At 74.0% G+C, this 13,110-nt stretch carries 15 protein-coding genes and 1 pseudogene; 10 read left to right on the top strand and 6 right to left on the bottom strand.

Annotated features, from left to right (window positions below):
• Both GXP74_RS19445 and GXP74_RS19440 read left to right on the top strand, forming a co-directional pair.
• On the top strand, positions 1 to 1,647 hold the full coding sequence (locus GXP74_RS19445; protein WP_182452720.1) for an ABC transporter substrate-binding protein: 1,647 nt from the start codon (positions 1 to 3) through the stop codon (positions 1,645 to 1,647).
• 60 nt (positions 1,648 to 1,707) lie between these two features.
• Positions 1,708 to 2,715: an LLM class F420-dependent oxidoreductase gene (locus GXP74_RS19440; RefSeq protein ID WP_182452719.1), complete on the top strand. Its 1,008-nt coding sequence runs from the start codon at positions 1,708 to 1,710 to the stop codon at positions 2,713 to 2,715.
• Positions 2,716 to 2,722: 7 nt separating this feature from the next.
• On the opposite strand, the gene GXP74_RS19435 is transcribed toward GXP74_RS19440, so the two are convergent.
• Positions 2,723 to 4,189, bottom strand: coding sequence for an MFS transporter (locus GXP74_RS19435; RefSeq protein WP_182452718.1), 1,467 nt, complete (start codon positions 4,187 to 4,189; stop codon positions 2,723 to 2,725).
• Positions 4,190 to 4,254: 65 nt separating this feature from the next.
• Here GXP74_RS19435 and GXP74_RS19430 point away from each other — a divergent pair, with 65 nt between their 5' ends.
• Positions 4,255 to 5,028 carry a winged helix-turn-helix domain-containing protein gene (locus GXP74_RS19430; RefSeq protein ID WP_182452717.1) on the top strand — a complete coding sequence of 258 codons (774 nt, stop codon included), beginning with the start codon at positions 4,255 to 4,257 and terminating at the stop codon, positions 5,026 to 5,028.
• A 51-nt stretch (positions 5,029 to 5,079) separates the two neighbouring features.
• On the opposite strand, the gene GXP74_RS19425 is transcribed toward GXP74_RS19430, so the two are convergent.
• Complete coding sequence (locus GXP74_RS19425; protein WP_182452716.1) at positions 5,080 to 5,955, bottom strand: SDR family oxidoreductase; 876 nt, start codon at positions 5,953 to 5,955, stop codon at positions 5,080 to 5,082.
• 103 nt (positions 5,956 to 6,058) lie between these two features.
• Between GXP74_RS19425 and GXP74_RS19420 the strand changes: the two genes are divergently transcribed.
• Positions 6,059 to 6,469, top strand: a complete 411-nt coding sequence (locus tag GXP74_RS19420; RefSeq protein ID WP_182452715.1) for a helix-turn-helix domain-containing protein — start codon at positions 6,059 to 6,061, stop codon at positions 6,467 to 6,469.
• Positions 6,470 to 6,574: 105 nt separating this feature from the next.
• On the opposite strand, the gene GXP74_RS41850 is transcribed toward GXP74_RS19420, so the two are convergent.
• A complete protein-coding gene (locus GXP74_RS41850; RefSeq protein WP_182452714.1) occupies positions 6,575 to 7,462 on the bottom strand; it encodes a patatin-like phospholipase family protein in 888 nt (295 codons plus the stop codon).
• Positions 7,463 to 7,598: 136 nt separating this feature from the next.
• Between GXP74_RS41850 and GXP74_RS19410 the strand changes: the two genes are divergently transcribed.
• Positions 7,599 to 8,192 carry a TetR/AcrR family transcriptional regulator gene (locus GXP74_RS19410; protein WP_182452713.1) on the top strand — a complete coding sequence of 198 codons (594 nt, stop codon included), beginning with the start codon at positions 7,599 to 7,601 and terminating at the stop codon, positions 8,190 to 8,192.
• 54 nt (positions 8,193 to 8,246) lie between these two features.
• On the opposite strand, the gene GXP74_RS19405 is transcribed toward GXP74_RS19410, so the two are convergent.
• Positions 8,247 to 9,008: a group II truncated hemoglobin gene (locus tag GXP74_RS19405; protein WP_182452712.1), complete on the bottom strand. Its 762-nt coding sequence runs from the start codon at positions 9,006 to 9,008 to the stop codon at positions 8,247 to 8,249.
• Positions 9,009 to 9,081: 73 nt separating this feature from the next.
• Here GXP74_RS19405 and GXP74_RS19400 point away from each other — a divergent pair, with 73 nt between their 5' ends.
• Positions 9,082 to 9,426 carry a helix-turn-helix domain-containing protein gene (locus GXP74_RS19400; protein WP_182452711.1) on the top strand — a complete coding sequence of 115 codons (345 nt, stop codon included), beginning with the start codon at positions 9,082 to 9,084 and terminating at the stop codon, positions 9,424 to 9,426.
• 162 nt (positions 9,427 to 9,588) lie between these two features.
• Entirely contained in the window at positions 9,589 to 10,011 is a 423-nt protein-coding gene (locus GXP74_RS19395; RefSeq protein WP_182452710.1) for a hypothetical protein, read from the top strand.
• A gap of 300 nt (positions 10,012 to 10,311) precedes the next feature.
• On the opposite strand, the gene GXP74_RS19390 is transcribed toward GXP74_RS19395, so the two are convergent.
• Complete coding sequence (locus tag GXP74_RS19390; protein ID WP_182452709.1) at positions 10,312 to 10,542, bottom strand: hypothetical protein; 231 nt, start codon at positions 10,540 to 10,542, stop codon at positions 10,312 to 10,314.
• Positions 10,543 to 10,650: 108 nt separating this feature from the next.
• Here GXP74_RS19390 and GXP74_RS19385 point away from each other — a divergent pair, with 108 nt between their 5' ends.
• Positions 10,651 to 10,875: a hypothetical protein gene (locus GXP74_RS19385; RefSeq protein WP_182452708.1), complete on the top strand. Its 225-nt coding sequence runs from the start codon at positions 10,651 to 10,653 to the stop codon at positions 10,873 to 10,875.
• Here the strand turns inward: GXP74_RS19385 and GXP74_RS19380 are convergent.
• Complete coding sequence (locus tag GXP74_RS19380; protein ID WP_182452707.1) at positions 10,847 to 11,446, bottom strand: cellulose binding domain-containing protein; 600 nt, start codon at positions 11,444 to 11,446, stop codon at positions 10,847 to 10,849. The genes GXP74_RS19385 and GXP74_RS19380 overlap by 29 nt on opposite strands.
• Positions 11,447 to 11,995: 549 nt before the next feature.
• Here GXP74_RS19380 and GXP74_RS41485 point away from each other — a divergent pair.
• Positions 11,996 to 12,592, top strand: a pseudogene (locus GXP74_RS41485) (extracellular solute-binding protein); the annotation flags it as partial.
• On the top strand, positions 12,478 to 13,074 hold the full coding sequence (locus GXP74_RS41480) for an extracellular solute-binding protein (protein ID WP_255528129.1): 597 nt from the start codon (positions 12,478 to 12,480) through the stop codon (positions 13,072 to 13,074). The pseudogene GXP74_RS41485 and the gene GXP74_RS41480, both read left to right, overlap by 115 nt.
• The last annotated feature ends 36 nt before the right edge of the window (positions 13,075 to 13,110 follow it).

Genomic DNA, 13,110 nt, shown 5'->3' with positions numbered 1-13,110 from the left:
ATGACCAGCCCGACCGCCCCCGCCGCCGCGCCGCGCCGCGCCCGCTCCACAGCGGGACTGCTCGCCGCCGCCCTGGTCCTGCTCCCGAGCGCCGCCGGATGCAGTTCCTCCGGCTCCCCCGCGACCGGCACCGCCCACGGCGCCCACGGCGCCGACCGCGGCGGGACGCTGGTCATCGGCGCGACCGGGACCCTGCCCGACCCGGACACCATCCTCGGCGGCGCGGGCTACGAGGGCACCGCGCTGGTCAGCTTCCAGATCTACGAAGGCCTCACCCGCTACGACCTCAGCCAGGGCAATACGCCCGCACCGGTCACCAGCGCCCTCGCCAGCTCCTGGACCGTCGCCCCCGACCACCGCACCTGGACCTTCACCCTGCGCAAGGGCGTCACCTTCCAGGACGGCACCGCCTTCGACGCCGCCGCGGTCGTCTTCAACCTGGACCGCTACCTCAAGAAGGGCAGCCCCTACTACACCGCCGCCCTGGGTGCCGCGGCCCAGGAGTACGCCGGGGACATCACCTCCTACCGCGCCCCGGACCCCGACCACGTGGTCCTGGTCACCAAGGCGCCCAACGGCCACTTCACCGACGACCTGACCCACCTGCTGATAGCCAGCCCCACCGCCGTGCGCCGCTACGGCGACTCGGGCTTCGCCCAGCACCCGGTCGGCACCGGCCCGTTCAGCTTCGCCTCGCAGACCCCCGGCCAGCAGATCGACCTGGTCGCCAACCCGCACTACTGGCGCGGGGCCCCCAAACTCGACAAGCTCGTCGTCCAGGCCCTGCCGGACCCGGCGGCCCGCACCGCCGCCCTGCTCTCCGGCGGCGCCAACATGATCGACTACCCCGACCCGGACGACATCGCCCGCCTGCGGTCCGACGGCGCGCAGATCGACACCAACAGCTACGACCACATCTGGTACTGGATCCTGGACCAGTCCAAGGCCCCCTGGAACAACGTGCTGGTGCGGCAGGCCGCCAACGACGCCATCAACCGGTCCGCCATCGCCGAGGACCTGCTGCACGGCACCGCCGGACCCGCCTACCAGGCCGCCCCCAAGGGCACCTTCGCCTACGACCCGGCCGGGAACCTCTACTCCTACGACCCGGCCAAGGCCCGGCAACTACTGGCCCGCGCCGGCCTCGCCCACGGCTTCACCACCACCGTCACCGTCCCCACCGCCGGATCCGGCAACCTGCTGCCGGTCCCCATCTCCGAAGCCATCCAGCAGGACCTCGCCGCGGTCGGCATCACCGTCAAGATCCGCACCACCGACTGGTCCACCCTGCTCAGCGACGAGGCCAAGGGCCAGGTCGCACTCGGCTCCGACGCCCTGGCGCAGTCCACCACCTTGTTCCAGTCCGAATCACTGCTCCCGCTGTTCCTCGGCACCGGCAGCCCCTTTTGGACCGGCCACTACTCCGACCCGGCCGTCGACCGGCTGTTCGCCGCCGCATCCTCCTGCCTGGACCAGAACACCCGCCAACAGGACTACACCCAGGCCCTGGACCAGGTCACCAAGGACGCCCCCTGGCTGTTCGTGGTCAACGACCGCGACGCGCGGGCCCTGTCACCCAAGGTCCACGGCTTCGTCGAACCCCAGTCCTGGTTCGTCGACCTCACCAACGTCTGGGTATCCGCATAACCCGCCACCCCCCACCAGCACCAGCACCGGCACCGGCACTTCCGAGAGAACGGCCACGCGATGACGCACCCGCACCACCCCCAGCCACCCAGGTGGGGAATCACCCTGCCGCTCGCGGGCCTGCCCCTGGACCGGCACCGCTTCCTGGTCGAGCGGCTGCCCGACCTCGGCTACAGCGACGTGTGGAGCGCCGAGGGCGGCGGCACCGACGCCTTCACCCCGCTGGCCGCCACCGCCGCCTGGTCCCCGACCCTGCGCATCGGCACCGGCATCGTCCCGGTCCACACCCGAGGACCGGCGGTACTCGCCCAGACCGCCGCCACCTTGGCCCAACTCGCCCCCGGACGCCTGCTGCTGGGCATCGGCGCCTCGGTCCCCGCCCATGTCACCGACATCAACGGAATCCCCTTCGACGAACCCTTCAAACGCACCCGCGACGTCCTGCGGTTCCTCACCCGCGCCCTGCGCGGCGAACACGTCAGCGGAGACTTCGACACCTTCTCCATCCGCGGCTACCAACTACCGCACCCGCCCGCCGAACCGGTCAAGGTGATCCTCGGCGCGCTGCGCCCGGGCATGCTGCGCCTGGGCTTCACCGAAGGCGACGGCGCGATCACCAACCTCCTGTTCCCCGAGGACGTCCCCACCGTGCTGGACGCCGTCGGACCGCAACCACCGGGCAAGGAACTGGTGGTCAAGGTCTTCGTCTGCCCCACCCAGGACACCGCCTACGCCCAGCGGGCCACCCGCCCCTTCCTCGCCTGGATCCTGAACCGCGAGCCCTACCGCAAGTTCCACGCCTGGCTGGGCCACGGCGACCTGCTGCACGAGGCACACCGGCGCTGGGACGCGGGCGACATCGAGGGCGCGCAACAGGCCCTGCCCGACGAGGTCGTCGACAAGCTGTTCGTCAGCGGCTCGCCCGAGCACTGCCGGGAACGGATCGGGCACTACCACCGCCCCGGCGTCACCACCGTCCAGCTCTACGTCTGCCTGCCACCCAAGGTACTGGCCGACCCGGCCCGACTGCTCGACACCCTGGCCAGACTCGGCCCCAACCCCACCTGACCCCCCGTCAACCCGCCCCACCCGTAACGCGGCCACCGGCCGCAGCCCCACCGGGGCGGGTGTCGCGCCAGGCGGCGCGGGCCAGCAGCGCCGCGGCGAGGAAGGCCGCCGAGGCGATCAACGCCGACAGGTGCAGGCCGCGGACCAGGCGGCCGGGGCCCGCGGTGAGCGTGGCGAACAGGGCCACACCGACGGCGTTGCCCAGCTGGCGGCCCACGTTGAACACCGCCGACGCCGCCCCGGCGTTCCCCGCCGGGGCGGACCGCGCGATGGCGGTGGTGGCCGCCAGCACCGTGCCGGGAGTGGCCAGACCGGTCGCCACCAGGGCCGGCAGCAGCAGCGGATAAGGCGTGTGCGGACCGGCCAGCAGCCAGCCGAGGAACCCGACGCCGCCGACCAGCAGCGCCCCGGTCATCGGCGGGTACGGGCCGTGGCGCGCGGTCAGCCGGCCCGCGAGCGGGGCCGCGACCACCGCCATGCACACCGTCGGCAGCAACGCCAGGCCCGCGCCCAGCGCACCGTAGCCGCGTTCGTTCTGCAGGTACAACGTGGCCAGGTAGAGCATGCCGTAGTAGCCGAGGTTGAGCAGCACGCCGACCGCGACGGTGGCCGAGAAGCCCGGCGCGCCGAACAGCGACAGCGGCAGCAGCGGCGGCCGGTGCGGTACCGCGCGCGCCTCCCGTCGCCGCTCGGCCGCCACGAACAGCGCCAGCGCGACCGCGGCCAGGGCCCCGGCGCCCAGCACCACCGGCGAGGTCCAGCCCCGGGTCGCGGCCTCGTTGAGCGCCCCGGCCAGCGCCAGCACCCCGCTCACGCCCAGGACCTGGCCCAGCGGGTCCAGGCCCCGCCCGCCGGTCCGCGCGGCCCCGGCCGGAACGTGCCTGCAGGTCAGCCAGCAGGCCGCCAGCGCGACCGGGATGTTGACCAGGAAGGCCGCCCGCCAGTCCAGGCCCGCCACCAGCAGCCCGCCGACCAGCGGCCCCGCCGCGAACGCGACCCCGGCCAGCCCCGCCCAGACCCCCAGCGCCCGGGCCCTGCCCGCCGCGGACGGATAGGAGGTGGTCAGCAGGGCCAGCGAGGTCGGCACCAGCAGCGCCCCACCCGCGCCCTGCGCCAGGCGCGCGGCGACCAGCGCACCGGCGCTGGTGGCCACCGCGCAGCCCAGGGAGGCCAGCGCGAAGACCCCGAGCCCGGCCAGCAGCACCCGGCGGTGCCCGAGCCGGTCACCGAAACCGCCGCCCAGCAGCAGCAGCGCGCCGAAGACCGCGCTGTAGCCGTCGACGACCCACGCCATGGCCGAGGCCCCGGCGCCGATCGAGTCGCGGATCGCGGGCACCGCGACAGTGACGACGGTGACATCGAGCATGACCAGGAAGTAGCCCAGGCTCAGGGCGATCAGCGGCGGCCAGGCGGGCCGCCCGGCCGCGGCGGGCAGGGCCGTGCGCGGCGCCTCGGCGCCGGTCGTGGTTCTCATGCCGCCATCGTGCGCGGCCGACGCTTAGCCCCCGCGCTAAGCGTCGGCGTAGCAAGATGGCGGTCATGAACGACACCGCGCGCCCGGGCGCGCCCCGGCCGGAGCCGGACATCGCGCGCGCCGCGCGGCTGCTGGCCAGCGCCTCCCGGGCGCGGATCCTCAAGGCCCTGTCCGACGGGCGCCCGCTGACGGTCACCGTCCTGGCCGGCGAGGCCCAGGTGAGCGTCCCCACCGCCAGCGTGCACCTGGCGCGGCTGGCCGAGGCGGGGCTGGTGCGGGCCACGGACGCGGGACGCCACCGCTACTTCCGCCTGTCCGGTCCCGAGGTGGTCGCCGCCCTGGAGGCGCTGGCACTGATCGCCCCGCCCGCCCCCGCCCCGGCCCGCACCTTGCGCGCGCACAGCCGCGACCGGGCACTGCGCCGCTCGCGCACCTGCTACGACCACCTCGCGGGATCCCTGGGCGTGGCCCTGATGGCCGCGTTCGTGGACCGCGGCCTGCTGCGCCGCGACCAGGCCGCCGCGGACACCGGCGCCGAGCGGCCCGCCGCCTACGGCAGGGGGGCCGCGTACCTGCTGACGCCCCGGGGGGCCGAGCGGTTCACCGCGTTCGGTATCGACGTGCCGGCGCTGACCGCGGGGCGGCGGCCGGTGGTGCGCTACTGCGTCGACTGGAGCGAGCGGCGCCACCACCTGGCCGGTGCGCTGGGCGCCGCGCTGGCGGCCCGCCTGTTCGCCACCGGCTGGCTGCGCTACGGCCTCTCACCACGCGTGGTCCACCTCACCGAGACCGGCACCCGGGGCCTGGCCGACGCCTTCGCGGTCGCACTGCCCGATTGACGACGCACTCGCACCAGCCCCGGCCCGGGGCGGACCCCGGCCCGGGGCCGGTCAGGCGGTGCGCAGGGTGTCCAGGGCGGTGGCGATCGCCGCGGTCGCGCGGGTGGTGGGGCGGCCGATCAGTCGGGCCAGGTCACCGCTGTCGGTGAACAGCTCCCCGCGCCGCAGGCCCTGGTCGGCGTCGGCGAGGATACCGGCGACGGGCGCGGGCAGGCCGGCGGCGACCAGGGCCTGGGCGTGCCCGGCCTCGGGCAGGTCGGTGTAGCTGACCTGGGTGCCCGCCTGGGCGGTGATCTCGGCGGCGAGCTGCGTGAGGGTGAACGGCTCGTCGCCGCCCAGTTCGTAGGCCCGGCCCTGGTGCCCGTCCCCGGTCAGCACGGCCGCCGCCGCGGCGGCGTAGTCGGCGCGGGCGGCGGCGCTGACCCGGCCCTGGCCCGCGCCGCCGACCACCGTGCCGTGCTCCAGGAAGACCGCCAGCTGGGCGGTGTAGTTCTCCAGGTACCAGCTGTTGCGCAGGAAGGTGAACGGCACCCCGCTCGCGCGCAGCAGGGCCTCGGTGGCCCGGTGGTCCTGCGCCAGGCGCAGCGTCGCGGTGTCCGCGTTGACGATGCTGCTGTAGGCCACCAGCGCGGCGCCCGCCCGACCGGCCGCCTCGATCACGTTGCGGTGCTGCTCCACCCGGGCGGCGCCGGTGGCGCTGCTGGAGACCAGCAGCACCCGGTCCGCGCCCTGGAGCGCGGCGCGCAGCGAGGCCGGGTCGCCGTAGTCGGCGGCGCGCACCCGCACGCCGCGCTCGGCCAGGTCCTTCAGCAGCTCCGGGCGGCGGCCGGTGGCGACGATGTCGCCCGCGGGCACGCCCCGCTCCAGCAGGGCCTGGACGGTCAGGCGGCCCAGGTGGCCGGTGGCACCGGTGACGATCAGGGACATGGAGGGCTCCTCGGTTCGGTCTGTGTGACTCCACCGGGGTCAACCGGACCACGTCCTTGAGCGTTCCTGATCGCTGGTACGCACTATTTTGTAAGGTACTGGCATGAAGGAAAGTATCAAGGTGAGCGCGGTGGCGCTGGGAGACTTCGCGGGCGATGTCTTCGACCCGAACTGCCCCAGCCGGATCCTGCTGGACCATGTGACCAGCCGCTGGGGGGTACTGGTCCTGGTCGCGCTCTCGAACGGGACGATGCGCTGGGGAGAGGTGCGGCGCTGGGTGAAGGGCATCACCGAGAAGATGCTCGCCCACACCCTGCGCACCCTGGAGGCCGACGGGCTGGTACTGCGCGACGCCCACCCGGTGGTGCCGCCCCGCGTCGACTACAGCCTGACCGAACGCGGACAGGAACTGGTGGAACTCCTGCTGCCCCTGGTGGAATGGGCCACCGCCCACGCCGTACCCGCCACCCCGGCGCCCGCCAACCCGGTGCCCGCCGCCGTACCCGCCTCCTGAGACCGGCACCCGCCCGCACAGCGGACGCGCGCCGCGAGGCGCGCGCATGGTGCGGGTGGTGTGGGGGGCGGGTGGTGTGCGGGGGGCGGGTGGTGTGGGGGGTGGTCAGCGGTCGGCGTCGGCTCCGGTGCTCCAGGCGGCGCGGAGCCGCCCGCCCGGCTCCCCCGGGCCGCCACGGTCCTGGGCCAGGTCGCCTGCCTGGCCCAGGCCCGCCCGGTAGGCCGGTTCCCACGCCGCCAGGTCGTTCAGGTCCGGGCCGAAGGCGCGCACCGAGGCGGGGTCCGGGCCGATGCTCACCGCGGTGTCGGCCCCCGCCGCCGCCAGCTCCCGCTCAAGGGGCTCGCGCGGGAACAGGTGCGCCATCGGCTCGACCACGACCACGGTGCGGGCCCCGGCCGCAAGGTCCGCGTTGGTGCCCGAGCGCAGCGCGCCGTCCAGGTACCACCGCCCGTCGATGCCGACCGGCGGCACGGCCCCGGGGAAGGCGCCGCTGGCCGCCACCGCGTGCGCCAGCGGCACACCGCTGTCGCGGTCCCACACCACCGGCTCACCGGTGCCCGCGTCCACGGCGGTGATCAGCAGCCGCCGCCGGGGCCAGGCGTCGGTACCGATCAGGGCGGCGCGCGCGGCGATCACCGCCCGCTCGGCCCGGGGGTCCGCGCCCTCGAACGCGATCCGGCCGACGCGGCGCCTGGCCTCACCGGGCTCCAGGCCCCGCTCCCCCAGCACCGCGAACACGCGGCCCGCCGTGGCCCGGTCCGCCCGGGGCCGGTCCCGCGCGTCCGGGCCGCCCGCCGGGGCCGCCAGCCGGCCCGGGTCCTGACCGGTCGCGAGCACCGCCGCCACGATCGCGCCGGCCGAGGTGCCGACGATCAGGTCGGCCTCGCCCAGATCCACGCCGCCGCGGCGCAGCCCGCAGGCCAGGCCCGCCATCCAGGCCGTGCCGACCGGGCCGCCGGAACCCAGGACCAGTGCCCGCTCGAAGGTGCGCATCGTGTTCCCCCCTCACTTCTTGAAACAGTCGTACCATATACGTGCGGGCACGGTCCCGGCCCCGCTTTCCCGGTCACTGTCGCTGTCGCTGTCGCTGTCGCTGTCGCTGTCGCTGTCGCTTTCGAGGAGATCCGCCGTGGGGCGACCCGCAGACCCGGCCCGCCGCGGGCGCACCCTGGCCCGGGCCACCGACTACGTGCTGGCGCACGGCCTGGCCGGGCTGAGCCTGCGTCCGCTGGCCGCGGCCCTGGGCACCAGCCCCCGGATGCTGCTCTACGACTTCGGCAGCAAGGAGGAGTTGGTCGCCGCGGTGCTGGCCGAGGCCCGCCGCCGGGGCGCGGCGCGGCTGGCCGAGCACCGTGCGGCGCCGGGCGAGGGCGCGCGCGAGCGGCTGCGCGGCATCTGGGCGTGGATCAGCGCGGACGAACGCGCGCCGTTCGTCCGGTTGTTCTTCGAGGTGCACGCCGAGGGCCTGGTCCACCCCGAGACCTATCCCGGCCAGGGCGAGGCGGTCACGGACTGGTTCCAGACCCTCGGTGCCGCCTTCGGGTCCGTCAGCGCCGGGCCGGGTGACACGGTGACGCCCACGCTGGTCATGGCCGTCCTGCGGGGCCTGCTGTTCGACCTGACCGCCACCGGCGACCGCGACCGCGCCGACCGCGCGCTGGAGCGCTTCGCCGAACTGCTCCACCACGGCGCCCCGCCACACGCCCCCGAGCCCGGCGGCTGACCCCGGCGGCTGACCCCGGCGGCTGGTTCGCGGCGGCTGGGCGGGGGGTGCGGGTCAGCCCCGGTAGGGCGGGGTGATGCCCCAGTCCCAGCGCGGCATCGGCGCCTGGGCGGGCGGGGGCGGCTGGGGGCCGGAGTAGACCAGGGCCATCCGGGTGCCCCACTCCAGGTAGTACGCGAAGACCGCGCGGAACTCGGGGTCGCCGGGCAGGCCGACCTCGTCGGCGGTGTCCGCCAGCAGCGAGACCCAGCGGCGGCGCTGGCGCTCGCTCAGCGCCAGGCCCAGGTGCCGGGAGGCCATGTGCCGGTGGCCGCCGTGCTCGGCGCTGTAGCGGGCCGGGCCGCCGAAGACCTCGCCGAGCCAGGCCGCGACGTGCTCGGCGTGCCGCGGGTCCTTTCCGGCGAAGACCGGCGCCAGGAGCTCGTCCTGCTCGACGTGCTCGTAGAAGCGGCGGAACAGCAGGTCGAACGCCGGCGCCCCGCCGGCCCACTCGTACAGCGTCGGTGTCGATCCGCCCCGGCCCGCGACCGCGGTCACCTCGTAGTGGCGCATCTCGCGGACGGCTTCGAGGTAGGGCTCGACCTCGGCGAGGAAGGCGGCGAAGTGCTCGCCCTTGCGGAACCCCTCCAGGTGGTCCTTGGTGGAGGTCCAGCCGATACGCAGGATGTAGGCGTCCGGGTCCTCGGTGCAGCGGGCGAGTTCGAAGTCCACGCACTGCTCGGCCCGCCCGAGCGCCCCGGCGGCCCGCTGGTACGCCTCCTGGAACGCCGTGTGCCGGGGTTCGGCGATCCGGTAGCGGATGTACTCGACAATCATGGAAGGACTCAAGCGCAGCCTCGCGCTCCCGGCAAGGACTGACCCAGTGGTAAGCACCCGGAACAGGACAACGATGCTCACGGATGATCAGATCTTCCGCTGTCCGGTCGAGTTGACGCTGGAGGTGATCGGCGGCAAGTGGGCCACGATCGTGCTGGCGCACCTCAAGGAGGGCGTGCACCGCTACGGCGCGCTGCGGCGCAAGATGCCCGACGTCAGCGAGAAGGTCCTGGTCCAGCGGCTCCGCGCGCTGGAGGCCACGGGGCTGATCGCGAGGCGGTCCGACCAGGGGACGCCGCCGCGCGTGGAGTACCGGCTGACCCAGGAGGGGCTCAGCCTGGTCCCGGTACTGGAGGCGCTCTACACCTGGGGCGAGCAGCGCGCGGCCCGCACCGGCGCCCGCATCGAACCGATGTGACCGCCCCGGGCCGCGCGAACCGCACCAGAGCGCACCAGAGCGGCCCGAGCCAGGCGCGGCGGGGCGGGGCGCGGTCGGTGATCCGGTGCTCGCCGGCGATCCGGCGACGGCTGGAAACCGCTGTACGGGGAACCGGAACGGCGCCGCCGCGTCGAAGTGGGCATGGGCACACCACGCGTTGCCGCCGCGCTCCTGGCCGTCCTGGTCGGCTGCGCCGCACCGGCCGGGTGCTCGGCGCCCGCCGGTACCGCCCCGGGCCCCGGGCGGTACCGGCGGGTGCCGGTACCCGGCGGCGCCGTCTACTACCGCGCCCGGGACCGCACCCTGCACGTCCTTTCCTGCGGCGCCGAGTTCCGGCTGGACCAGTCGGCGCACCAGGTCACCCTGGCGGCCGCCGCCTACGCCTTCGCTCCCGGCGCGGCCTCGTGCCGGGCCTACGACTTCACCCTGGCGCTGCGCGCCCCGCTGGGCGGCCGCCGCGTGGTCGACGCGACCACCGGCGCCCGGCTGCCGGTCAGGGACTGGGCCCAGTTCCCCGCCGACGCCCCGCAGACACCCGCCCCCACGCTGCCCGCGGGCGGCTGAACCCCCGCCCGCGCCCGGGCGAACCGGGCGCGGGCGCGGGCGGACCGGGCCCGGGGCGGACCGGGGCGCGGGGCCCGTCCCACCAGGGGTCCGCTCAGGGGTCCGGTCAGGGGCGCGTCAGGAGTTGGGGACGGTGTCGGTGAAGTGGGTACCGGCGCTGTAGTAGCCGTGACCGCCGTGGAGACCTGGCCCGGGCTCAGCGCGCCGGAGTTGTTGAAGTAGACCCAGTTGACCTTCTCGTCCCAGGTCCGTGAACCGCTGGCGCCGGCCAGGTCGATGACCACTCGTTGAAGTCGATGGTCATCGGCTCGGCGGGTAGTAGATCCCGGTGGTGCTGAAGTACTGCTGGCCGTCGACGTAGTAGGTCACCGTGCCGTTCTCCACGGTCATCTCCAGCGTGTGCCAGCCCTGGAGGCTGCTGATCACGTTGTGGGTCTGCCGGTTCATCGCGTCCGCCGCTGTACCAGGTGGTGGTGTACAGCGTCGGCCCGGGCGCGCCCAGCCGCCGTTGGGCAGGTACTCGTTGTCCATCTCGCTGTACAGGGAGTTGTCCGGCGAGATGGTGTAGAAGGTCTCGTTGACGTGGTCGCCGTTTTGGCCGGTGGTGGGCGCGTCGTTGAAGTAGACCCGGCCGCGTAGGTGCCCTGGAAGAACTTCTCACTGGTGGTGTCGATCTCGGCCTGGGTGGTGGTGGTCCCGTCGGTGGTGGCCTCCAGCCGCATCACCTTTCCGCCCTGGGCGGTCGGGTCGCTGGGGAAGCTGATCGCGTTCTGGGACCAGGTGTTGGCGATGCCCGGGCCGCCGGAGCCGGTGCGGATGGTCCAGTCGTGGGCGCTCAGGTCGGGGTCGTTGGGACCGGTGTAGTCGAAGTCGTCGAACAGGGTGCCGCCGGAGGGCGGGGCACCGGTCGAGGTGGCGGTCGGCGTCGGGGTGGGGGTCGGCGAGGCGCCACCGGACCCGGACCCGGTCGGGGTGGGGGTGGGGGTGGCGCCGGACGGTTCGGTGCCCCACACCAGCGCGCCGTTGACGTAGGCGGTGACCGTCTGCGAGGGGTGTAGCCGGTGTCGGCGGCGTTGAACGAGTAGTCGTTCGCCTGGTTCACGTTCTGCCAGTCGCTGCGGTACAGCCGCAGTTCCAGGTCACCGCTGCTGGCACCCGCCGCCAGGCTCCCGGCCGACGCGTCGAAGCTGATCTGCAGGTAGTGGTCGGCCGTCGCGGTCGGATCGGCCATCGCGACCACCGTGCCGGTCAGGTTCGAGCAGCCGGGCACCGCCCAGGCGCAGGCGAAGGTGTAGGGCACGGTGGTGTCGGCGCTGAAGTAGTAGCGCAGGGTGACCTGGCTGAGCGCGACGGCGCTGGAGGTGTTGTTGACGACCTCCAGCCAGGGATCGACCTCGTCGGCACTGGCGGCGGTGCTGCTGGTCTTGTACAGCACCGACAGCGCGGGCTGTCCGCGTGCGCGGTGCGCACGGTGGGGTAGAGCGCGACTGCCGTGCAGACCAGCGACGCGGCGGCGATCAGTGCGCGGCGGGTGCCGCGCGGACGGGTGCGGACGTGCTCCATGAGGACTCCTGTGGGGGGAGACGGGGGGGCTACGGCACCACAGAACACCCAACCTAGTGACCACTGGTCATGTCGTGTGTGCCGTTTGACGTACAAGGTGATTGCCAGAACTCCCATGTCAAGGCCGGATTCATGATCTCCATCGGCCACCGGGCGGACATTTCGCCCCCTGCGCAGGTGGGGGCGGGCAATCCCGATACGTGCATTGACATGACCAGAGGTCAGGTGAGAGCGTCTGCCTCCAACAGCGGCCGCGGCGTCGGCCGGCCGCTTACGCGTACCCCTCACCTCCCCAGCCCCGCCCCGAATCCCTCGCCCCGCCCCGCGGACCCCGCCCCGCGGACCCGGTTCCGCGGATCCCGTTCCGCGGACCCGGTTCCGCGGACTTCATGCCTTGACCAAGGCCTCCTGGAGGATTGCCATGCGCACCAGATCCCTCGCCGTGTGTGTCACCGCCGCGGCGGCACTGTCGTTGGCCGGCTGCGGCAGCGGCGGGCCCGCCCACGGCACGACCGCGGGCGGGCCCGCCAAGGCCGCGACGCTGACGGTGTGGCTGATGGACGGCGACCTGAGCGCCCAGGCCACCGCCGCGATCAACGCCGCGTTCGAGAAGGCCACCGGCGCCAAGGCCGACGTCCAGATCCAGCAGTGGGCGAACATCAACACCAAGATCAGCACCGCGCTGGCGCAGAACGACCCGCCGGACGTCATCGAGATCGGCAACACCGACGTCCCGCTGTTCGCCGCCACCGGCGCGCTCAGCGACATCACCGCCGACCAGGCCTCCCTGTCCGCCGGGCAGAGCTGGCTGCCGGGCCTGCTGGGACCGGCCACCGTGGAGGGCAAGGTCTACGCCGCGCCGCTGTTCGCCGGCAACCGCGCGGTGATCTACAACAAGGCCCTGTGGGCCCGGGCCGGGATCACCACCGCCCCCACCAGCTTCACCCAGCTCACCGCCGACCTGGACGCGATCAGGGCCAAGAACCCCAGCCCGGGTTCTCCGCCTTCAACTTCCCCGGCCAGTACTGGTACGGCGCACTGCAGTTCGTCTGGGACGCGGGCGGCCAACTGGCCACCGAGAGCAACGGCAGGTGGACCGGCGCGCTGGACTCCCCCGCCGCCCAGCAGGGACTGCGGGCCTGGAAGAGCTTCCAGAACAGCTACTCCGCCCCCGCCTCGCGCAACGTGGACACCAAGTCCCCGGACCAGGCCGCGATGTTCGCCTCCGGCAAGACCGCCACCATCTTGGACACCAGCATCAACACCGTCCTGAAGGACAACCCCGCCCTCAAGGGCCAGATCGGGACGTTCCCGTTCCCCAGCGCCACCACCCCCGGCCGCAACCAGCCGGTCTTCCTGGGCGGCTCCGACCTGGCGATCGCCGCCAAGAGCGCCAACCAGGCCCTGGCCCTGGCCTACCTCAAAGCCGCCACCAGCACGGCCGTGCAGACCAGCGCCATCGTCGGCATCGACGGCTGGACCCGGTCTCCACCCAGCTGATCGACTCCACCCAGGCCGGCCTGCCACCCACCTCGG

The organism is Streptacidiphilus sp. P02-A3a (genome assembly GCF_014084105.1).
Lineage (GTDB): Bacteria > Actinomycetota > Actinomycetes > Streptomycetales > Streptomycetaceae > Streptacidiphilus.
The sequence above is the reverse complement of the archived record's forward strand: the minus strand, read 5'-3'. Positions and strand labels throughout refer to the sequence as shown.